16 protein-coding genes and 1 pseudogene are annotated in these 20,693 nt (G+C 59.1%); 5 read left to right on the top strand and 12 right to left on the bottom strand.

Annotation, left to right across the window (positions count from 1 at the left end; genetic code table 11):
* The first annotated feature begins 111 nt into the window (after window positions 1-111).
* The 4 genes from ISN39_RS10015 (at window position 112) to ISN39_RS10005 (ending at window position 4,123) form a co-directional block, all read left to right on the top strand.
* Window positions 112-648, top strand: coding sequence for an AAA family ATPase (locus ISN39_RS10015; RefSeq protein WP_246763320.1), 537 nt, complete (start codon window positions 112-114; stop codon window positions 646-648).
* The gene (locus ISN39_RS36220) at window positions 645-872 is read left to right on the top strand and encodes a hypothetical protein (protein ID WP_246763319.1); all 228 of its coding nucleotides are present in this window, start codon (window positions 645-647) and stop codon (window positions 870-872) included. Before ISN39_RS10015 ends, ISN39_RS36220 begins: the two co-directional genes overlap by 4 nt.
* Complete coding sequence (gene mcrC / locus ISN39_RS10010) at window positions 872-1,993, top strand: 5-methylcytosine-specific restriction endonuclease system specificity protein McrC (protein ID WP_246763318.1); 1,122 nt, start codon at window positions 872-874, stop codon at window positions 1,991-1,993. The genes ISN39_RS36220 and mcrC overlap by 1 nt, the downstream gene beginning before the upstream one ends.
* 363 nt (window positions 1,994-2,356) lie before the next feature.
* Window positions 2,357-4,123 carry an adenylate/guanylate cyclase domain-containing protein gene (locus tag ISN39_RS10005; RefSeq protein WP_194730146.1) on the top strand — a complete coding sequence of 589 codons (1,767 nt, stop codon included), beginning with the start codon at window positions 2,357-2,359 and terminating at the stop codon, window positions 4,121-4,123.
* Window positions 4,124-4,222: 99 nt separating this feature from the next.
* On the opposite strand, the gene ISN39_RS10000 is transcribed toward ISN39_RS10005, so the two are convergent.
* Window positions 4,223-4,471, bottom strand: a complete 249-nt coding sequence (locus ISN39_RS10000; RefSeq protein WP_194729941.1) for a hypothetical protein — start codon at window positions 4,469-4,471, stop codon at window positions 4,223-4,225.
* 489 nt (window positions 4,472-4,960) lie between these two features.
* Here ISN39_RS10000 and ISN39_RS09995 point away from each other — a divergent pair, with 489 nt between their 5' ends.
* The gene (locus ISN39_RS09995) at window positions 4,961-5,176 is read left to right on the top strand and encodes a hypothetical protein (protein ID WP_194729940.1); all 216 of its coding nucleotides are present in this window, start codon (window positions 4,961-4,963) and stop codon (window positions 5,174-5,176) included.
* 137 nt (window positions 5,177-5,313) lie between these two features.
* On the opposite strand, the gene ISN39_RS09990 is transcribed toward ISN39_RS09995, so the two are convergent.
* The 11 genes and pseudogenes from ISN39_RS09990 to ISN39_RS09945 form a co-directional block, all read right to left on the bottom strand.
* On the bottom strand, window positions 5,314-8,652 hold the full coding sequence (locus ISN39_RS09990) for an adenylate/guanylate cyclase domain-containing protein (RefSeq protein WP_194729939.1): 3,339 nt from the start codon (window positions 8,650-8,652) through the stop codon (window positions 5,314-5,316).
* A gap of 198 nt (window positions 8,653-8,850) precedes the next feature.
* A pseudogene (locus tag ISN39_RS09985) lies at window positions 8,851-9,479 on the bottom strand (hypothetical protein).
* A gap of 72 nt (window positions 9,480-9,551) precedes the next feature.
* The gene (locus ISN39_RS09980; protein ID WP_194729938.1) at window positions 9,552-9,848 is read right to left on the bottom strand and encodes a PRC-barrel domain-containing protein; all 297 of its coding nucleotides are present in this window, start codon (window positions 9,846-9,848) and stop codon (window positions 9,552-9,554) included.
* A gap of 433 nt (window positions 9,849-10,281) precedes the next feature.
* On the bottom strand, window positions 10,282-11,481 hold the full coding sequence (locus ISN39_RS09975; protein ID WP_194729937.1) for a succinylglutamate desuccinylase/aspartoacylase family protein: 1,200 nt from the start codon (window positions 11,479-11,481) through the stop codon (window positions 10,282-10,284).
* Between the two features lie 657 nt (window positions 11,482-12,138).
* The gene (locus ISN39_RS09970; protein ID WP_246763329.1) at window positions 12,139-13,752 is read right to left on the bottom strand and encodes an alpha/beta-hydrolase family protein; all 1,614 of its coding nucleotides are present in this window, start codon (window positions 13,750-13,752) and stop codon (window positions 12,139-12,141) included.
* Window positions 13,753-13,887: 135 nt separating this feature from the next.
* A complete protein-coding gene (locus ISN39_RS09965; RefSeq protein ID WP_194729935.1) occupies window positions 13,888-14,154 on the bottom strand; it encodes a hypothetical protein in 267 nt (88 codons plus the stop codon).
* 539 nt (window positions 14,155-14,693) lie between these two features.
* Window positions 14,694-15,266: an AI-2E family transporter gene (locus ISN39_RS36215; protein WP_246763328.1), complete on the bottom strand. Its 573-nt coding sequence runs from the start codon at window positions 15,264-15,266 to the stop codon at window positions 14,694-14,696.
* Complete coding sequence (locus tag ISN39_RS36210) at window positions 15,206-15,736, bottom strand: hypothetical protein (RefSeq protein WP_246763317.1); 531 nt, start codon at window positions 15,734-15,736, stop codon at window positions 15,206-15,208. The genes ISN39_RS36215 and ISN39_RS36210 overlap by 61 nt, the downstream gene beginning before the upstream one ends.
* A gap of 77 nt (window positions 15,737-15,813) precedes the next feature.
* Window positions 15,814-17,649, bottom strand: a complete 1,836-nt coding sequence (locus ISN39_RS09955) for an SLC13 family permease (RefSeq protein WP_194729934.1) — start codon at window positions 17,647-17,649, stop codon at window positions 15,814-15,816.
* Window positions 17,650-17,736: 87 nt separating this feature from the next.
* Window positions 17,737-18,948: a M20/M25/M40 family metallo-hydrolase gene (locus tag ISN39_RS09950; protein ID WP_194729933.1), complete on the bottom strand. Its 1,212-nt coding sequence runs from the start codon at window positions 18,946-18,948 to the stop codon at window positions 17,737-17,739.
* Between the two features lie 37 nt (window positions 18,949-18,985).
* Window positions 18,986-20,536 (bottom strand): AbgT family transporter, encoded by a 1,551-nt coding sequence (locus ISN39_RS09945; protein ID WP_194729932.1) that lies wholly within the window; start codon window positions 20,534-20,536, stop codon window positions 18,986-18,988.
* Window positions 20,537-20,693 lie beyond the last annotated feature (157 nt).

The raw sequence follows: 20,693 nt of genomic DNA, 5'->3' as shown, positions 1-20,693 counted from the left end.
AATTATTGAAGCATTTCGCCAAATTCGCGCGTCATTTTCGACCTGCGCTGCTTTCCTAATTCATCTTCCCAGCTTTTCACGCGAACCTGAATCGTTTTTTTTTCGGTTCCAGTGCTTCCGTTGTGGCGTCGACGCCGGTATGCACTGATTGGGGCGCGAGACCATCAAAGACTCACGGCCGTCCAATTTCAACCCACGCTCTCCTACGAGGATTTCGTTCGAGGTTGGCGGCCTGATGGATCGAAAGGACTGCAGCTTGTCGATGGCGTTTTCCTTGATGCGGTCGCCGCCGCCAGAGCCGATCCTCAGACGCCGCACGTGCTCGTCGTCGAGGAAATCAACAGGGGAAACCCTGCCCAGATCCTCGGCGAGATGCTAACCCTTATCGAGGATGGAAAACGTTCGCCCGCCGAAGCTCTCCGGCTCGCCTATCCGAGGACGATCGATGAACGCGTGTACGTTCCGGAGAATCTATATCTCATCGGAACCATGAACCTGGCAGACAGATCGCTCGCGCTCGTCGATCTCGCGCTGCGGCGTCGTTTTTCATTCGTGTCGCTCTCACCGCAGTTCAACGAAACCTGGAAGCGATGGCTGGTCGAACGGGCGCGCCGGAGAACCTTGTGTCCGCAATCGCGGCGGAAATGACATCGCTTAATACAGCCATCGAAGGAGAACGCTCGCTCGGCCGTCAGTTCCAGGTCGGTCACAGCTTCGTAACGCCGCACGTCGCGCCTGGCGTCACGGATCAGGAGTGGAGGTCGTGGTATTTGGAGACTGTGCGTACGGAGATAATGCCACTTCTCGAAGAATATTGGTATGACAACATCAAGGAAGCAGAGGCCCAGATCGCACAATTGGAGTCGATTTGATGGCGGGAGCATCTTCGGATTCGGTGCCGCACGTGAGCGAGGAGGCCTGGGTAAGTCAAGCCGGCATCCCCATTCGGAACCTTTGGGTGCTATTGGTCTACGCCTCGGGCCTCGCAGAGTTCTTTGATCCATTTGAAACGGAAGTCGAGAACGATGCCGAGCTTCCGGACATCCTTGGGCGGCTTCTAGCGTTCGTCGTCGAGCGCAGACTGCGACGGAACCTCTCGCGCGGGTATCAGGCACGGGCAGCAAATCTCAATCGGGTCCGCGGACGCATCGATTGGTTGAGAACAGAAGCCGAACTACTTACGAGCCGGGGCCAGATTGCCTGCCGTTTCGAGGAACTGACGCTCGATACGCCACGTAACCGTCTCGTGCTCGCGGCGTTGATCCAGACATGTACAAGGGTAGGCAACCTGGAATTGGCCCGCCAATGTGATATGCTGGCGAAAACACTGCTCGACGCCGGAGTAGCGCCGAGACTTCCGTCGAGAGCGGAGGTTTCACGCGACAGTTTCGCCCGTAACGACGGGGACGACGCGCTCATGGTTCGAGTTGCGAAACTTGCATTGGATCTCGTCCTCCCGTCTGAGAAGGCTGGTGCTACACGACTTACCGGCCTTAACCGCGACGAGCATCTTCTCCGCCAAATATTCGAGCAGGCTGACTTTGGATTCTATCGTCATGAGCTACATGGACGTGACGGATGGGCGGTAAGCAGACAAACGCAATTCAGATGGAGTGCCAGCGAGCCGACGGATGGCCTCCATGCAATCCTTCCCGTTATGCGCGCGGACATCTTCTTTCGAAAAGGAACGGACCGGAGGGTTGTCCTGGACACAAAGTTCACGGGCATCCTTGCGCCGCGTTCGCACGGTTCCGAAGGACTCAAAAGCGCACATATCTATCAGCTTTACGCATATTTGCACTCCCAGGCCGGACTGGGAGATGATTGCGCCGACCGAGCAGAAGGAATCCTACTCCATCCATCCATTAAACGGCACATTGATGAAGCCGTCACAATCCAAGGACATCGGTTTCGTTTCGTTACCGTCGATTTGTCTCTGCATCCCGGCGAATTGCGCCAATCCCTCTTGGACATCATGGAAAATCGACGGTGATCGCCTCGCGACGCTAGCGCCAGCGTCTGAGGCTATCGGTGTTTGAGAAAACCTGGAGCGCGGACAGGATGGATTCGATCTTGCTTGCCCCAAATGCGAGTCGCCACCGATTGCCGTTGAATAGGCCGAACCAACGGTGAACATGATCGCAAACTACGCACCAAAAGACACTCTCCAAGTGCAGCAAAACAGGCTACTCGGCAAAACCCGCTGGTTTCGGAACGACTAGCAAGGAGCCAGCGAGGAGCCGCCAGCGCTCAGGTGTACGCGCGGTGGATTTTGACTATGTTCAGAGGTAAAGTCGCGGCATTAAATGCGCGCATATCCACCCAACGATTGTACGCCGCAGGAGCGGTCACCGCTGTGGATCGAAAGCTTGCAGCCATCCTTTCCGCCGATGTTGCTGGCTTCAGCCGCCTTACGGCGTTGGACGAGGAAAGCACGGTTCGTGCACTTAACTTGTGTCACAGTCGGATCGCCGAATTAGTGCGCGAGCATGGCGGTCGTATCTTCGGCAGCGCAGGTGACGGCCTTGTCGCGGAGTTCCCAAGTGCTGTGCAGGCCGTCCGGTGCTCGGTTGAAATGCAGCGCAGCCTTCCCAGCCACTCAAACGACCTTCCAGAGGATCGCCGCCTGGAATTTCGCATCGGCATCAATCTGGGCGACGTGATCGTGTCTGGCGATGATCTGCTTGGCGACGGCGTGAACATCGCGGCGCGCCTGCAGGAGATGGCCGCTCCATCAGGCATATGCATTTCCGGGTCGGTGCGCGAGCATCTCGACGGCAAAGTACTGTTCACGCTCACCAGCCTTGGAGAGCGCGTCCTGAAAAACATCCCCAAGCCAGTTTCTGTCTTTCGCGTGGATTGGCCGGAAGAGAACGGTGAAGGAAATGAGACAGGGTCGGTGCGATCGTTTTCGGCCCGCTTTGGCAAGGACCAGCCATCGATCGTGGTCATGCCCTTCGACAACCTTAGCGGCCAGAGCGATGAGTATTTCGTGGACGGCGTCGTGGAGGAAATCACCGCGGCTCTCTCCCGAGTTCGAAATTTCTTCGTGATCGCGCGCCAGTCTGCGTTCACGTACAAGGGTCGCTTCGTCGACGTGCGTAGTGTCGGCAGGGAACTTGGCGTGACCTATGTGGTCGAAGGTACCGTCCGACGGGGAGGGGACCGGCTGCGTATTTCGGTGCAACTTGTTGAAGCTGAGATGCGGACCCAGCTTTGGTCCGAGCGCTATGAGGGCGCGATCCAGGACATCTTCGAATTCCAGGACAGGATCGCGGCGCAGGTCGCGGGCGCAGTCCATCCAGCCATTCGCAGCGCGGAAATCGAGCTCGCGATGCGCAAGCCGCCCAGCAGTCTGCGCGCCTACGACCTCGTCATGCGCGCTTACCCATACCTCTGGGGTCACAACAAGGATGCTATCAAGCGGGCAATCCCGCTCCTTCAGGACGCCATCGGAATCGATCCTACGTACGGCCGCGCCCATGCTTTCTTAGCCTGGTGCCATGCCCAGAACCTCGGCTACATCTGGACTGAAGAACCAGAGAAGGACCTCGAATGCGCATTAAGCGCCATCGAGGCTGCAGCAGCCTCGATTGACGATGATCCGACTGCCTTGACCGCTACCGGGGGGGCGTTGAGTCACTGCGGCGATCAGGAGGGTGCGTCGGCCTATCTCGAAAGAGCACTGGCGCTCGATCCAAACAATGCCTGGGCATGGGCGAGGTATGGATGGGTCGCAAGCTACAAAGGCCAGCCTGATCGCGCGAAGGAGCGTTTCGAGCGGGCGATGACGCTTAGTCCGGCGGATCCACTCGCCTTCAATATGAGAATGGGCTTGGCTCTCTCCTTGGCGTTGGCAGGCAACCTTTCCGAGGCAGTCACCATCGCCCGGGAGGTAGTCAACAAACACCCGGAGGTGACGTGGCCATACCGGATGATGACTGCCTGGTCGGCAATGAGTGGTGACGAGGACACAGCTCGATGGGCGGCGAAAAAGCTGCTGGCAGCCGAGCCGGGCTTTACGATCCAGCGCTATCTGACACGGCCTGTGTTTCGAGCCATACCGCAATGGGCAGATCAAATGGCCGAGGGCTTGCGGCAAGCAGGATTGCCTGAACACTGACTGCAGTTAAGGCATGTTTCGGACGCGGAGATCATAAGGTGGTGGCGGGAAACGTCCGTACCCACCGACTTCTAAGATCGGCGAGATTTTCCTGACGAACTAGGTCTGCAGGCATGGGAAGCGGGTGCCGCATTGATCACCCTCGGCAGCGACCAAGCGGTCGCAACCTAACGCTGACATGCGCCGGAGCCGGGCGAACGTCACGCTGGCACCATGCTTCTTGACGAGTTCTGCGCGGACGTAGCTGCCTGAGTGACCGCAGGCCTGGCACTCGACCTCTATGATGGGATCGCGCACCTGACGCAGTGTCGAGGACAAGTCGAGTGGCTTCTTGGTCTTCCCGGGCAACGACGGCTCCATGACGAAACGGCCGGGTTGTTAATCGGACAGGGCGGCGAAGGCAATCCTTCACATACGACAAAATTTTTTTCAATAAAGCCGGTGACTTACGAGATTCGGCTACGTGCCTGATTCATCGAAACAATCTTCGGAAAAACTAAATTGTGGGAGATTATTCCTATCTGGCGTCGTATTGACTCCGATTTCCAGAAGGAACATTACAGGAACATCAGCATTCAAGCGACATGATGTCGTCAGTTTCAACGCGATCTGAACAGGATTCGTGATCGATGTAAATCGCAGCGCCTGCTACTGCAACGGTGGAGTCCGCATGGCGCAAACCGGTCTCCAACAGCGACCGGCTGCAATTTCGCATTCCTGCAAAACGCGACAGACTACACTTAAGTATCTGCTTTTCCTAACGAAACGTGGTAGCGGAGGATCGTTTCAACCCACCCCCAAGCCCAGCGTGTCCTCGGTCGCCCAGGGCTTCTCGTCATGGTGAAGGCACACCCTGATGATTTCGATGAAGGCGCCAATCAGAAGTTCGCCGCCTACTATCAATCAGACAAGCAACTACGCTTCCGTCAGGTTTCGAAGAACCATGACGGATGGCTAGTCGCCGCGTGGCAGGATCCTGTCGTCAGCGAAAAGGACGAGAGCTTTCTGGATCTGGATGTGAAGGAAGCGTCAGCCGAGGACGAGAACGACTAGCGGCACCACGTCGTCACTTGCAGGCGAAGGAGATGGCGTGGCGGGAGGATACGCGACGTCTCCCAAACGGCAAGCGGTCCCTTTGGCCTTCGCGGCCGCGACGAAGGCGATAGACTGGCAGGGCTACTTGATTGCGCCTACCTCAGGTGCTCAAGCAAGGCCCTGGCATCGACAAGGTCGCCAGTCTCGAAGCCTTCGGTGAACCAGGCATAGATGGGGGCAAGAAGCTTTCGACCCTCTTTGTTGCGGCCCTGGTCGAAGTAAAACCTGGCGAGGCTTGTGGCAGCTCTCAACTCCGCCGATTTGGTACCCTCGGTGCGCGCCATCGTCAGTGACTTTCGAAACCACCTCTCAGCACCGCTGCAGTGGGGTTCCATGCGCGATAAGAGTTCGCCTTTGGTGCGGAGTAGCTCGGGCACTTGATATTTCGATCCAGTCTTGGCGGTGATGTCGAACGCCTGCTCAAGCAAGATCAGCCCTTCGCTTACCTCGCCGAGCTGCGCATGCGCTTGGGCCAGGACACAGAGGCGGAACGCCATGCCCATGTCTGCACCGGTAGCCGCAACGGCTTCAACCGCTTCGCGCATTTCCCGGATACCCTCTTCCAATTTCCCTTGCTGGGCGAGTGCCCAGCCGATTTTCGACCGGGCCCCCCCGGCCATGAGTGGCAAGTCGAATTCGGTCGAGACCTCAAGCTGCTCCTGCGCCGCTTCGCGGGCTGCCCCAGGTTCACGGCGCAGGAGATGGACTATGGCCAAGTTACTCAGCGCGGTGGCGATGCTCACGGAATGAGACACGCGCTTGGCCAGCGACACCGCCTCTCGAACGCGGTCCAGAGCCTGGTCGGGGTAACCGTGGATCCAAAGAATCTCCGAAGAGTAGTTCCTGCAACAGACGCCGGGGTCATGACCCGTATAGACATAGGTCAGGCGATGATCTCGCTCGCGATCGTAATTCGCGATCCCCCAGCTTGTGTGTTCCTCGGCGGCTCGATAATCCCCGAGGAAGAGTTTGCTTGCCCACAACTGATGATGCGCTTCGAGGAGGAGGCTTAAATCATTCGCCGACTGAGCGATCCGCAGACATTGGCGGCCGAGGTCGTCCGCCTCGCGCAAGTGACCCGATATCAGTTGGTATGAGGCTTCGCCCCGAACCGCCACGAAGAGCTCCTTGCTGTCGTCCAGCCTCTCGCAAAGTTTGCGTGCCGATGAGAAGGCGTGCAAAACGTCCGGAGCGCCCCAGCCTTTGACGGCCATTGCGGCCACGCCCATGGCATTCTGTAAATGGACTTCACGCTTTAAGCGGGCCTCCGTGCTGGGCAATGACGCGACCACCTCCAATCCCCTCCCGAGTTGGGCCAAGGCTTCGATATTCGCCGAGCGTTTCTGCGCCTGCCGCCCTGCTTTCAGCCAGTAGTCTCCGGCCTGATCGGCCAGCCCGGCGGCCGTGTAGTGGTGCGCGAGTGTCTCAGGTTCGGTCTCGGTGACTTCGGGGAAGTGCCGCTCCAGAGTTGACGCGATGCTCGCGTGGATTTGTTGCCGTCGGCTCCTGAGAAGGCTCTGATACGCCGCGTCGTGCACCAGTGCATGCTTGAAGGCGTACGTGGCTTCCGGGGCGACGCCGTTTCGCAGGACGAGCCCGGATTTTTCGAGATTCTGAAGATCATCCCTGAGCCTGACGGCATCACATCCGGCGACTGCCGCCAGCAGCCGGTGGTGGAAGACGCGACCGATGCACGCGCCGATCTGCGCCATGTTCTTGACCGAAGAGAGTCGGTCGAGGCGGGCCATCAGTGAATCCTGCAAAGTCGATGGGATCGCAAGCGATGGCAATGGACCCTTCAATCGATAATGATTGCCGACGTCGACAAGGAGGCCAGACTCAAGGATGGTCTTCGTCAACTCCTCGACGAACAGCGGCACGCCCTCCGTCCTGGCCAATATCTGGTTCTTGACGTCCGAAGGCAGGGTCCTGCCGCCGGCTACCCGGTCTACAATCGCTGCTCCTTGATCGCGCTCGAGACGGCCAAGCGAGAGGGCCGTCACATGTGACAATCCCCGCCAAGGCGGGCGGAATTCGGGACGAAAGGTGACGATGAGAAGCACCGGCAGATCGGGCAGGCGTTCCATGAGCATGTCGAGCCATTCGGCTGTCGTCGGATCGAGCCAATGCGCATCCTCTACGACCATCGTAGCAGGGTGGTTCGCCGTGATCCCTTCAAGCTGTTGGATGAGAACGCTGAGCGTACGGGCCTTCTGCGCTTGCGGTGTCAGCGTCAGCGGCGCATAGCGGCCAGTGGTGTCGATTGACAACAGAGTTGCCAAAAGCGGGCCAGCTTCGGTTATGTCCGGGGTCGATCGCAGCATCAGCGCCTCGAGCTTGTCCAGCTTCGCATTTGTACTGTCGGTCCTTCCAAGTCTGGCAGCGCGCCGAAGCTGCTGGATCACCGGGTAGAGTGCGCTGTTCACATGGTAGGGGGAACAGAAGTAGCGCAAGCGTGCGTGTGGCTCGGTATTCAGTCGCTCTTCCAACGCGGCGGTCAGGCGCGACTTGCCGATGCCGGGTTCCCCCGACAGCATCACCGCCTGACCTTGCCCTTCTCGGGCCATCTGCCAACGTTGAAGCAGAACGTCGAGTTCCTCGGATCGCCCCACCAGCGGTGTCGTGATGGCGTGCAGCGCATCGAAACGTCCCTCGGCATCGGCCTCGCCGACGATGCGCCACGCGGGGACGGGAGCTGCGAAGCCCTTGAGCCCCTGGAGACCGAGATCGATCATCTCAAACAACCCGGCAACCAGCCGCTGCGTGCTGTCAGCGATCACGACGGTGCTTGGCTCGGCCAAGGCTTGCAAGCGCGCCGCAAGGTTGGGCGTTTCGCCGACAACGGCCTGTTCCTGCGCTGATCCTTCGCCAACGAGGTCGCCGACCACGACGAGACCGGTGGCAATGCCTATCCGGGCTGCAAGGGGTTTGCCCAGCGGGGTCGTCAGGCTGGCGGTCGCAGCCGCTGCCGCCAAGCTCGCCCGCACTGCCCGTTCGGCGTCGTCTTCATGCGCGCTTGGCCAACCGAAATAGGCGAGGACGCCGTCGCCCATGAGCTTCGCAACGTAACCGTCGTACCGTGCAATCGCCATCGATACCGCACTTTGGTACGCTCGCAAGACCTCGCGCATTTCCTCCGGATCCAGCCGCTGTGACAGCTCGGTCGACCCCACAAGATCGATGAATACCACTGTCAATTGCCGCCGTTCGGCTTCGGCTCGCGAAGGCGTTGGGGCGGAACTCGCTGATGACATGGCGTCCATTGCGGCAAACGCCGCCAGGATCTTGCGACGCGGCCCAAGGGGTAAACCCAGCTCGCTCAGGTCTTCTTCACTGAGATGTCGAAGCGCATCGAAATCGACTTCGTTGGCGGTGAACGCCTCGGTGTACTTGTCCAGCCCGAGGCGGGCCAGCCATGAGGCGATGTCCGGCATGACAACTACCTCCCCGTGGGCAATAATACCACGACCGTGGTCGATCGCACATCCATCGCGAGTGAACCCGCAAGCGACTGAAGCTCCATGCCTCGAGGCGCGGCTGGCCGGAAGAGATCGTCCCGCTTATCGAATACATCGAAGATGACAAGGTATCCCTTGCGCTGCCTTATCCGGTTTCGGCCCTCTTTTCCTAAACTAGCGGAGGAGTCCGTCGCGGCCGAACTCTTCCCATCCGCTTAACTTCGGACGCGAGGCATCATCGGAGCTTCCTTCTGTTGAAGGTTTCTTGCTGCTGCGTAGCGAACGCGTGAGCTTCGCTTTCAACGCGGCCCGATGCCTGTTCTCGGCAGCAGCTTCGGCATCTTCCTCGCGCCAGATTGTCACCAAGTCCCTGTCCAGGATGTCCTCGACGACACGTGGATCGAAGACGTGGAAGGTAATCTTCCTCGCGCGCCCTCGAAGCTTTACCGTACGGGTTCCTGCGCTGGGCAAGCGACCGTCGTTGAGCCACCGATGCCTCTCAGTGGTAGAGATCGTCAGGATATCCTGGATTTCACGGGGGATGACAGGCAGGCTTTCGATGCCTTCAAGCGCGTTGGAAATAATCGATGAAGTAGCACGGAACGCACTCTTGGCCTTTTCAGCCATCGCCAATGTCAGAACACCCGCTTCGATGTCGAGCGACTTTCTCACCGCCGCAGAAGCCGGGCGCGAATTTCTAGCAACATTCCCTTGGCACGCACGGATGATCCGAGCGTAGCCGCGGGCGACAGGGACCACTCCTTGATCAGCTCCGCATCGTCATTGGTCCTGGGTTTTGCCATGCGGGATTAAATGGGCCTTCCGCCCTGCAGCGTCAACGAGAACGACAGGACGGAAGGCATCGGATGGCCGCATCAGTCGCGGTGTTCGGGCATCTGCTTGAGCTCGTCCTTGGTCCAGCTCGTAACGGCATGAACATCACCGTCTTCATCGCGCATGAACTCGAGATCCGAGATCGGAACTGCAACAGGCTTCGCACCGATGCCTAGGAAACCTCCAACATCGATGACGGCAGATCCTCCGGCGCCCGCTCCATGGATGTGATCGACCTTGCCGACCTTTTGATCGTCGGCGCCATAGATGGTCGCTCCTTCGAGGACGGCTGGAGTGAGTTCCGAGGTGGTCAGGCGAACGTGGTTTGTATGATCCATGATTGCTTCCTCCTATGTGGAGGAGGGGTAATCGGATCGCAGACTGAATGTTCCGGATGTTGCCGGATAATCAGGATCGGCTCATCTTTCTCAATAGCGGTGGGAACATAAGATACATGTCGAGGATTCGAGGTAACCCTGGGTTGGTCAGGGTATAACGGATCGAGCCTGACAACGCGGCTAGCTTCTGTGGACTGCGCTCTAGCGTTCGTGGCCAGCGAATTGTCGACCAGGCCGCACCCTTGTCCGCTGACAGGTCGAACGAACACGATCCGCCTTCTGGCTTAAGTGCAATGGTGTGTATCTCTCCTGAGGTGCTTAGTTCGGCAGTGGACATCATCTGCCGCCATTTTCCGGGAGCGGTGCCCGTTCTTCGCTTGAGCACGCGGCTCAGCACGACGTGTTGACTTGCCGCGGTCGAGGCCGCGTAAGATCACTCAGGGTAAGCCTCGACGCCCTCCGGCGGCGGCTTTTGGAAAAGGATGAATACAAGGGGGTTGGCAGGCTCGGACATCGCGTCGCTGCGCTGGCCCGTCACCTCTCCGGTAACGCCGCTTGTATATTCCGCAACAACCTCACCGAAGCTGTTGCGCTGGATCGCCACCTTCTGCCCGGCTTCGACCTTGTCGTTGAGCTTGACCAGGTGCTCGACGATCCCGCCTTCTGTTGCTAGTATCGGGAACGCACTGTTGCCAAGAAAAACACTCACGTCCTTGCCTGTGCGCCCCACGGGCCCAGCAATGATACCGTGATGCTTGAGGACGTTCATCGTACCTTCCACGAACAGCGAGATCATCTCGAGGTCCAAGACCCGTGCAGCGCCTATCTCCGGGCAAAAGGACGGGATGCCTGCGTCGACAAAAGCGTTGTGAAGGACACCGGGATACACATGACTGTCGAAGATCTGGCCGACTGGGTAGAGTTCCACCATCGCCTTGACCTCGGGAATGTCCATGCCGCCGATGTTGAATGCAGTGACATCGAAACCGCTCGTCCCGGTGTGGAAGTCGATCGCGGCGTCGGCGTTCGGCCGCAGCAGTCGGTTGAACAGGAGCCCGGCGTGTCGGCTCGGCGCGGTGGCGCCGTTCTCGTTCCCTGGCCATTCCCGGTTCATGTCGATCAGATCGTTGCCCCTGCCAAAATTGGGCCATCTACGCTGCATGCCCTCGATGGCCGGGCGGGAGATGTCCGTGACCGTCATCACCGTGCCCGACATCTGCACCGGGTCGAGCTGGTTCATCACGGTCTGGACCGTATGTATGGAACTCATCTCGTCGCCATGCACGCCACTGGTCATGACGACGCGCTTGCCCGGCTTCGCCCCCTTGGCGACCGTCACTGACACATACCAGTACTGTCCGGTGGGCATCTGCACGCCCTGAAAATACAAGAGGTGCTTCTGCCCAGATTCCAGATCGTTGACGTCGAGCGCGCTGACGACCTTTTTTCCTTGGATCACTTCGCCGGTATAGACCGTTCCCTGAGACCCATCGGATGCGGCTTCGGCAGAGGGAGCCGCTGCATCCTGGGCTTTCACAGAGCCAGCTGCGAGAGTGGCCGCGGCGCCGACCGTGGCGATGGATGCTATTAGCAGATCGCGACGGTCGAGGCCTCTTTTGGAGTTGCCGGACATGATGAAGTCCCTTGTGAAATGTGGGTGGGGTGGCGGATAGATTTCCTGGCATTTCATGATTTAGTTCGATCGACATCTGAGCAGGGCCCCCACGTTCGCGAGATGAATGCACCTAGTGCATAAATTCGCGGTTCCGCTACGATGCCTTCGACAGCATCGTCACCGCACCACTTTCCGCTCACGCTCGATCAACAGTCCCGAATCCGGAGGCCACCGTTGGCAAGAACCGAGGGCAGCCGGGATGCAATTTGGGCGGTTGCTTCAGGAATGCCTGGACTTCGTTGCAATCGCCGGTGGATCGTGGTTACAGTTTGAGAACCCTCACGATGCCTGCATATGAGAGCGCAAGCAGCGCAGCGCCGCAGTTGTTGTTCTGTTGCTTTCCACTACCATCGAGATAATCAGTACTGGAATAGTCAAACCTAATCAGTTCCGTTTCAGTCGTTGAAGATAGCGCCTTCTGGCCGCCTTGCCATTGGCTCAGAATTCCAAAACTGTGCGTCTCGTCCTACATCAGACGATATTCTTGAAAGCGCTGCTCTGTTCTCGCGGCCTATCGTCCAATGTAGTCAGCCACACCGGGATAACCCCGGGCGCGCGGTTAAGATCGTTGCCTCAGTCCATGTCCGTGATTCCCCTAATTCGACTTCCTTTCTGTCAGTCGGTTCCGCTTCCGGTTCGGCGATTGGCGAAGAAAGTCTTCAGCCGCAAGATGTCGTCGGCGGTTACGTTCGGCGGATCGGTCACCGCTACCCATCCGTCGATGTAGTGCTCCGGGGCGAACACGTGCCCGTAACCCATTGGCGACGTTGTCGCGATTGCCATGTCGACAGCGAGCTGCAACATCGTGACGACTGGATACCAGGCGATTTCCGTCGAGACGTCGGGGCCTCGTGGTGGACGAAGCCAGTCCGGCTCCCGGTATAACGTGGCAGTGTCGAAGAAGGTGATCGGATCGCTGGCATATTGGAGGTAGACGATCCGCATCGGCCCCCAGACAGCGCCGGGGATATCCAATGCGTTCTTCTGGTTCGTGAATCGAAAAACTGAGCCGCTGCGGAACCGCGGGAGCCATTCGGGTGTCCGTGGATCGCGGCCGTTCGTCACCGACCGCCAGGTTCTGCTCGTGAACGGAGGCCCGCTCCACAGAGCGCCTTGGAACGGATCGGCAATAATATCGTACAGATCGGCCGATAGCTCGGAGTTCATGGCACCGAGGCTTAGTCCGTGGAGATAGAGCTTGGGGCGGTCGTCGCGTGGAAGCGTGATCCAGTAGTTGTACACTGCGCGGAACAAGGCCACGGCTGTCTCGCTACCGTAGGTGGGCTCCACGAGGAGTGAAAGCCAGCTTGCAAGATAGGAATACTGAACCGCGACGCTCGCCACGTCGCCTCGATGTAGGTACTCCACCGTATCAAGAGCGGCTGGATCGACCATCCCAGTCCCGGTCGGAACGACAATGATTAATATCGATCTCTCGAATGCGCCAGTCCGCATGAGCTCCCGCAGGGCGAGCTCCGCCCGTTCTTCCGCGGTTCCGGCAGAATTCATTCCGACATAGACTCGGATCGGCTCAACGGTTTCGCCGTAGAACAAGTCCCGGATCATAGCCTCGGTGGGTCCGGATGATACAAATCGGCGTCCCTGCCGCCCCAGATTGTCCCATGACACCTCGGACGGGGGGCTTCCAGTCTTCCCTGGCTGTGTGGGGCGGGGGATGTCGTCCTCCACCAGAGCATCGAGTTCCTGAAAGGACGAATCCATCACCCTCAACGCCACCCTAAAGAGAATACCTTCGGCGGCGAACCAGAACAAGGTTGTCGCGACGATCGCACCGATCGCATAGGAAATCCGCACGGGAACGAAGCGCTCGAATGTCGTCGAGACGCGTACGAAGCAGAACCTGAAGAGACGTCCCAAAAGGACAAGCATTAGAAAAACAAGAGCCGTCACCAGTGCAGTCCGTAGTCGACTGCCAATCTCGACGGCTTCCAATCCCATCAACAGCCGGACGGAGTTCTGCCAATCAGGCATTTTCAAAAGAGCCGCGAGCGCGACTACCGCGCATGCGAGCGTGGCCGCCGTAGCTATCACCCGCGCAATCAGCCCCTTTGCCGGTGGAAGCTGGAGAAAAGTCCATGTCGCGGTTATCGAAAGCCCGATGCCATACCCGAGCGCTGTCGCGAGTCCCGATAATATTCCTTGAATGAGGTCGGTTCTCGGAATCATGCTGGGTGTCAGCGACCCGGCGAAAAACAACAGCGCCATCATCACTCCCGCGCGGGAGTGCAGCTTGAGCCTTTCGATAAATTGGGGCAAATCGAGACACCTTCTGCATAGCTGCTCCCGCCTCAATTGCACATCCACGACGAGCATAGGCTGTCGCGCATGGCCGTGGGGAAGCTGCTACCTCCTTATTGGCCGCATATCCACCACCCGATCACGCGAGTTCAATGCGACCTCGAACCGTCTTATGCCGAGCCGGGCCCGGTAGATGTAGAAGCGTCCCGGCAATCTACCCGCCTGATATCGGATCCGCGGAGGCGAAGTAGCCTCGACGAGACTTGTCCCTATGCGGATATTGACATCCACAGATTGCGCGAGCGCGGGCTGGGAGACGAACGTCATCAGGATCAGTGCCAGGCACAGCTTGGCGGCAACAAAGTTGCCCATCGCGACCTCCATCGATTGTGCCGATGGATGCATCATTCTCTGAGACTGTGGGTTGTCAAGGAAGACGGCGACCTGCTCCATGAATTGGGACGGAGCGTCAAGGTCATGGATTCTCGGCTCATGACCACCACTACGAGAAGATTATGATCCGCGAAAAAGCTACCACAAAGGCCCGTGGTCAATAGGAGGAGCAGCGCCGACGGATCTGTTCGATGGGTGCATGGATGGCAGGCTTCGGAAGACGGTGGTATCGGCTATGAATATCGGTCGTTTTTACTGTGTCGCCAGATGCGCTCGCTCCAAGCCTGGCAGACGACTTCGAGGAACCAGCCGTTCCGGTCGGAAGCTTCGCTTGCACGGCTTGGTCGCCGTACAAACCTGCAGAGGCGCTAAAAATGGCGACCGGCGACAACGGCGAACTGATGGCCTTGTCAGGATTCATCAACCAGACATCGCCCATGCAAGACGGCGTCGGCTGGTTCTCGTTCTCGTCCCTAGCAGACATCAGTTTGACAGGAGTGCGCGCGGCGGATCGAGCGTCAGCTGCGTTCAAGTTCTCCGTTTGCCACCCCCTCTGTGCCCAAAAGTTCCGCTATCCATCTGGTCGACGCGAACTGGGTGCAGAACGCGAGGACCGCGATCGTGATGGGCACGCCGATGAACGCGCCGAATATTCCCCAGAGAAACGTCCAAAGGAAGACGGAAAAGAGGACGAGCGACGGAGAGATGCCGAGCGTGTTTCCCGCCACTCTTGGCTCGATGTAGCTCCCTATCACAAACTGTGCAGCACTCAAGCATGCAAAGACGACCAGAGCGGACTGCGGGGACTGGAACTGAGCAAGGGCATAGCATGTCGGAAGCAGCGTCGCGATCCAGGGACCGATGAACGGGATATAGTTCAATGCGAACGCGACTATTCCCCATTCGGCGGCCAATCGCAGACCGAATGCAGCGGCAAGTGCCCAGACTGCCAGCCCGGTTGCCGCGCTCATGATCGTCCTGATAAGAAGGTAACGTCGGATCCTCGATGACGCGAGTGCGAAGCATTTGATCATGTGAGCAGCGTTTCGGCTGTCTGCCAGCCGACGGATCCTGTTTCCCAAGTCGGGCACCTCCAAAAGTCCGAGGATGACATAAACGAGAACCACGAGCCAGAACGCGACATCGTGTTCAGCCGAGCCGAAATTCCTTGCAGGACGCGCAACAGGACCCGGGAGTTGAAGTTATCGGCCCAGACTCCGCCCAGAGGTATTCCATGCCCCTCCAGCCATTCGGCGAGGCGAGTGTAAAGCAATTGAAACTGACCGACATCCGCCATCAGCGAGCGCCCGATCCTGCCGAAGCTCAACGTCAGGAGGGACATGAACACTAGAAAGATCCCTAACAGCAGCGCCGCGACGATGGCCAACGCCAAAACTCTGGGCAGATGTACTTGCAGGCGGCTTTGAAGCGGCCACAGTATGGCGATGATGAACAGCGCGCCTGCGACAGGTGCCAGCACCGCGTCCGCGAAATAAAGGGCCGTTGTCGTGCCGATCACTGTAAGGATGGTCGGCACAGCTGCCGGAGCGCGCTCAATCATCGTGCACCTCGAGGGACAATCGGCGGCATGTGGGCAACTCCGGGATAAACCGAGGTTATGGCGGTAGGAGTTCCACCCTAGAAGCGCCATATGAGAGGAACGATGAATACCGAGACGACGAAGAACCATATAATCAGAGGCAGGCCGAGCTTCCAGTAATCGCTGAACGCATACCCTCCCGGTCCCATGACCATCAGGTTCGTCGGTGTGGCGATCGGGGTCAGGAACGCCGCCGCTGCGGCGACGGACGTACTCATGAGAACCGGATGAGGGGAAACGCCCATGGTCGTCGCTGCGGCCACGCCGATGGGAATGATGATCAGGGCTGTCGCCGTGTTGCTGATCAGTTGCCCCAGCACGGCGGTCATCAGAAAGAGACCAGCCAGAAGAGCGATAGGTCCCGCATCGCCAACTAGATCGACAAGCTGCTCGGCCATAAGCTTTGCCGCTCCCGTCTCCACCATCGCTGTGGAAAGCGGCATCATGGCGCCGACAAGAATCACGGTCGTCCATCCTATCGCGCGATACGACTGCTCGACCGTCATGATCCCGGCGAGGATCGTCGCGCCGGCAGCCAGGAGACCCGCAACAACCGGAGGCACTATTCCCGTCGCGAGCAGAAACACCATGGCGATAAGGATGGCGATCGCCTGCCATGCTCCCGGACCCATTGGAACTGCTTGACGCCGGACAAGTTCCGGCGAGCTGACGACCAGGACATCCGGGTCGTCGAGGTGCATATCCAATGCCTTCCAGGTACCTTGAAGTAGCATCGTGTCGCCAGCCTGCAAGGTGGTCGTGCCTGAGCGTTTGCCGCCTGCCTCGCTGTCGATCTCGTTGCCGCCCCTTTGTACCGCGAGAACGATGAGGTCTCCGCTTTCTGTGACCATACCAGGGAACACTGACCTGCCGATTAGGCCCGAGCGGGGCGGAATGACTACCTCCGCAAGGCCGGACCGGCGATTAAAGAGCATGTCCTCGCCGCTTGAGGATTCAGTCTTCTCACGGAAGGCTAGATGCATGTCGGCGGCGAGAGCCGCCACCGCCTCGTTGTCGCCCCGCACCAGGAGGTAGTCTCCTTCGGCGATAGTAGCTCTGCGGAGAGGCGCGCCCGTCTCGGCGTCCTGTACGGCAACCAGTTGAAGATTGGCCGTCCCCGAGAGAACGATGGACGAAGCTGCTGCGCCAACATAAGGCGAGCTTGCCCGCACCCGCATCTGGTGAATACCGCTTTCAAGGCCATATTGTTCGACCAGCGTCTTGGCGTGCCGGCTAAAGTCGGCCGGCATCGCCGCGCCGTTCCGTTCCGGCAGGAGAGGACGGCCAAAGAGTATGATTATTGCCATGGTTCCGGCAAGCAGTGGAACACCGACGAGCCCGAACTCGAAGAAGCCGAATTCGCCTACACCAGCATCGCGGCCAGCGTCCGAGACCAGCACGTTCACCGGGGATCCGGTAAGCGCGAGCTTCGATCCGGCATGCGCGGCGAACACCAGCGGCATGAGAAGTTGCGATGAATACCGCCGGAGCCTTACTGCAATAACCACCACCACTGGCAGCAGGGCGGCGACGGCCCCGTTGACGCTGATGAGCGCTGTAAGGAGCGCGACCAGGCCCATGGTCAGTAGCAGAAGGCGAAATCTGCTTTCCTTGCCCGCTCCGCGGATGAGAAGCTGTCCTGCCCAGGCCGTCACGCCGGTCACCTCGAGGCCTGCACTGATCACAAACAGTGATGCGATGAAGATGACAGCAGGATCTCCGAACCCTGCGAGTGCCTGCTCGACCGTCAACACCCCACTTGCCCAGAGTGCCATTGCGGTCATGATGGCGACCAGAACCACTGGCAGCTTGTTCCAAACGAACAAAACGACGGCCCCGGCGACGATTGCGGCGATATAGGCTATCGGGCTCAATTGGTCAGCTTCCTTCTAACAACTGCGTCTGGCGGAAAACTTTGCAGGTCCCTGTTCGCGCGATCATTCGCACGTCCTAAGTGAAGGCTAGTCCGGCATCGTCGCGAGAAGCACACCCAGGCGGCATCCTTTCTCGTACTCCGCGAGGTCGACATACTCCTTCACGGTGTGGATTTCCGCTTGGCCTGCGCCGATCGTGATCGTCGGGATGCCGTGCTTGTCTAGCCAGTTTGCGTCGAGGCCGCCGTTTGAGAACAGATAGTTCGGCTCGAGTCCCAGCGACTTCATTGCCTTGGTCGCACGAACCACGACGGGTGCATCTTCGTTCAGCTTGAAGGGCGGGTAGGCGATTTTGTGGGTAAAGGTCACGCGGGCAGTCGCTCCGTGGTGGTCTTTCACGCTGTTCTTCGCCTTCTCGAAAGCGGCTTTATATCCCTTGGCGATTATCGTCGCGAAGGTCAGTTCGGGGCTGCGGGCCTCGCCTCTTAGGAAGGCGTAGTCGGTGACGACGTTGGTGGCGTCGCCGGCAGGCCCGCCGTTCTTCCCCCCGAATATTCCGATGTTGCTTGTGCCGCGACCGTCGGGTTTCTCGACTTTCCCGAACCAGCCTGCCGCATGGGCCTCGGCAAGGGCGAGAGCTCCCACGAGCGTCGCTGAGATACCCTTCTCCGGAGCGACGCCGGCGTGGGACGCCTGTCCGTGGATTTCCACTTCCCAGTTCTCCTGCCCCACTGCTCCAACGATGAGGTCCGATGCGAGCTGGCCGTCGACGTTGACGCACATCACCGGTCCGCCGAGGACGGCCGGATCGAGTTCGCGCGCGCCATGCAATCCGCTCTCTTCGCGCACGGTGAACAGGAGGGTGATTGGCGGGTGCGGGAGGTTATGCTTGATCAGCATCTCCGCCGCCACCACCAGAAGCGCTACTCCTGTGCGCGCGTCGCCACCGAGAGCGGTTGTTCCGTCCGATACTATACGGTCGCCATCACGTCGCGGCTTTGCCCCCGCACATAAAGGGACGGTGTCGAGATGCGTGGAGAATAGCAGGCGAGGGCCGGGGCGGGTTCCCGGAAGATCGACAATCAGGTTCCCCGTTTCGGTTGGCAGAGGAATCCTGTCGTTTGCATCATCGAAGCGGATATCCGCTTCAGGAACGCCAACAGCTTTCAGAGCTTCGATGACCGCCGACGCGATGTTCGCCTCATGACCTGTCACGCCTTCGACGGAGAGGAACCGCATGAGGTGTTCTTCGGCAGCAGTCTTGTCCAAGGGAATCGAGGGGTTGTCCATCGTGTCCATCCTTTGATGCGATTAGATTCTGGCGCTCAAGCAGCTCTCATAGCCCCCAGGGTAGTCCCACCATCTTCCAAGCCGCGAATAGCAAGGTCCACGACACGAACATCCAAGCCACGTAAGGCAGCATCAGGGATACAATGGTCCCGACGCCAGCCGACTTGTCGTACTTCTGGGCGAAACCTACGACCAACGCGAAGTACGCGTTCAGCGGAGTGATGGCGTTCATCGGAGAATCCCCAACACGATAGGCAGCTAGGACCGCCTCCGGCTCTACTCCGAGCTTCATCAGAAGGGGAACAAAGACTGGTGCGAATATCGCCCATTTGGCGATCGCACCCGTCAGCAGGAGATCTATGATCGCGACGACGATGATAAATCCGAGGAGCAAGGGCAGTGCTCCGATACTGGCGGCCTGCAGCGCTCCGGAGAGGCTCAGGGCCATGACGGTGCCCATGTTAGTATACGTGAAATAGGCGACGAACTGGCTCAGCACGAAGAATAGGAAGATCGTGCCTCCTAGATTCCTGACGGATTTCTCGATCGCCGTGATCACCTCGGTGAGAGTCCGAAGAGTGCCGGCTCCGATTCCGTAGCACCAGCCGGAGACAAGGAAGATCAGCATGATCAGCGCGATTAGGCCGTTCATGAAAGGCGAGTTGCCGATCAGTTCGCCCGTCTCGGCGTTCCGTAGCGGTGCGCCGCTGGGCAGCGTCAGGAGGCAGAACACGATCACGAGGCCAATCAGTCCGAACAACGCGAACCGCAGCCCCCGTGATTCCGATTCAGAAAGCACCGCTCCTTCGCCGGTGCGCTCACCGTCCACCGGTCGGTCAGGGGTGTAAGGGCCGAGCCTCGGTTCGATCATGCGGTCCGAAATGAAGGCAATCACTACGGTCAGGAACAGAACTGATGCGACAGAGAACCAGACATTGGAGGCCAACCCGATCGACCTGGTCGCGTCGACAAGATGGGCGGCGTCATTGGTGAACTCGACAAGAACCGCGTCGAGCGGCTTGATCAGCATGTTCACGGTGAATGCCCCGGCGACGGCGGCAAAGCCCAAGGCGAGACCTGCAAGGGGGTGACGCCCGACAGCGAGATATGCGATGCCCGCGAGAGGAATAAGGACGAGATAGCCAGCGTCCGCCGCAACGCTGGCGATGATGCCCACGAAAGCAAGGATGTAGGTCAGCGCCCAGCGCGGGGATACAATCACCAGTTTCCGAATCAACGCCGTCACAAGCCCGGATTCCTCGGCGACGCCAGCGCCAACCATCGCGGCTATCATCAGCCCGACCGCGGTGAAGCTCATGAAATTCGGGATGAGCGACTCGTACATGAAGCGGATGCCGTCGGTGTTCAGCAGGCTCCTGATCGAAGTCGTAGCGGCTTCGATCTCATGGCTTTCCGGATTGATCCGCTCAAAGGTTATCGAGGCACCGAATGTACCCAGAAGGGCCGACAGTCCAATCACTATGGCGATGAGGATGAGAAAGATTATGACGGGGTGGGGGACCATGTTGCCCACCTTTTCGACCCCATCGAGGAATCTCTGCATAACGGTTTTTGGAGCCGCTCCCGCCGTGGACATGGGTGATCTCCTACCCCTTAGCCCCGCAGCGCGAGGCGCAACGCCGACATCGCCGACGCGGACGAACTACAACCCATCTTAGTTGGAGCAGCCGCAGAGTCGTGAGCGCAGAATCCACAACCTGAGCAGGGTGTCCCGAAAAGATCCCGCAGTGGGG

The organism is Rhizobium sp. 007 (assembly GCF_015353075.1).
In the GTDB taxonomy this organism is placed as follows: Bacteria; Pseudomonadota; Alphaproteobacteria; order Rhizobiales; family Rhizobiaceae; genus Rhizobium.
This window is presented reverse-complemented; position numbering and strand designations above follow the sequence as displayed.

Excerpts from the sequence above, each read along its gene's own strand:
- ISN39_RS36220 (WP_246763319.1), top strand. The coding sequence starts at position 645 with ATGACATCGCTTAATACAGCCATCGAAGGAGAACGCTCGCTCGGCCGT.
- mcrC (WP_246763318.1), top strand. The coding sequence starts at position 872 with ATGGCGGGAGCATCTTCGGATTCGGTGCCGCACGTGAGCGAGGAGGCC.
- ISN39_RS09995 (WP_194729940.1), top strand. The coding sequence starts at position 4,961 with ATGGTGAAGGCACACCCTGATGATTTCGATGAAGGCGCCAATCAGAAG.
- ISN39_RS09990 (WP_194729939.1), bottom strand. The coding sequence starts at position 8,652 with ATGCCGGACATCGCCTCATGGCTGGCCCGCCTCGGGCTGGACAAGTAC.
- ISN39_RS09980 (WP_194729938.1), bottom strand. The coding sequence starts at position 9,848 with ATGGATCATACAAACCACGTTCGCCTGACCACCTCGGAACTCACTCCA.
- ISN39_RS09975 (WP_194729937.1), bottom strand. The coding sequence starts at position 11,481 with ATGTCCGGCAACTCCAAAAGAGGCCTCGACCGTCGCGATCTGCTAATA.
- ISN39_RS09970 (WP_246763329.1), bottom strand. The coding sequence starts at position 13,752 with ATGATGGCGCTGTTGTTTTTCGCCGGGTCGCTGACACCCAGCATGATT.
- ISN39_RS09965 (WP_194729935.1), bottom strand. The coding sequence starts at position 14,154 with ATGGGCAACTTTGTTGCCGCCAAGCTGTGCCTGGCACTGATCCTGATG.
- ISN39_RS36210 (WP_246763317.1), bottom strand. The coding sequence starts at position 15,736 with ATGATTGAGCGCGCTCCGGCAGCTGTGCCGACCATCCTTACAGTGATC.
- ISN39_RS09950 (WP_194729933.1), bottom strand. The coding sequence starts at position 18,948 with ATGGACACGATGGACAACCCCTCGATTCCCTTGGACAAGACTGCTGCC.
- ISN39_RS09945 (WP_194729932.1), bottom strand. The coding sequence starts at position 20,536 with ATGTCCACGGCGGGAGCGGCTCCAAAAACCGTTATGCAGAGATTCCTC.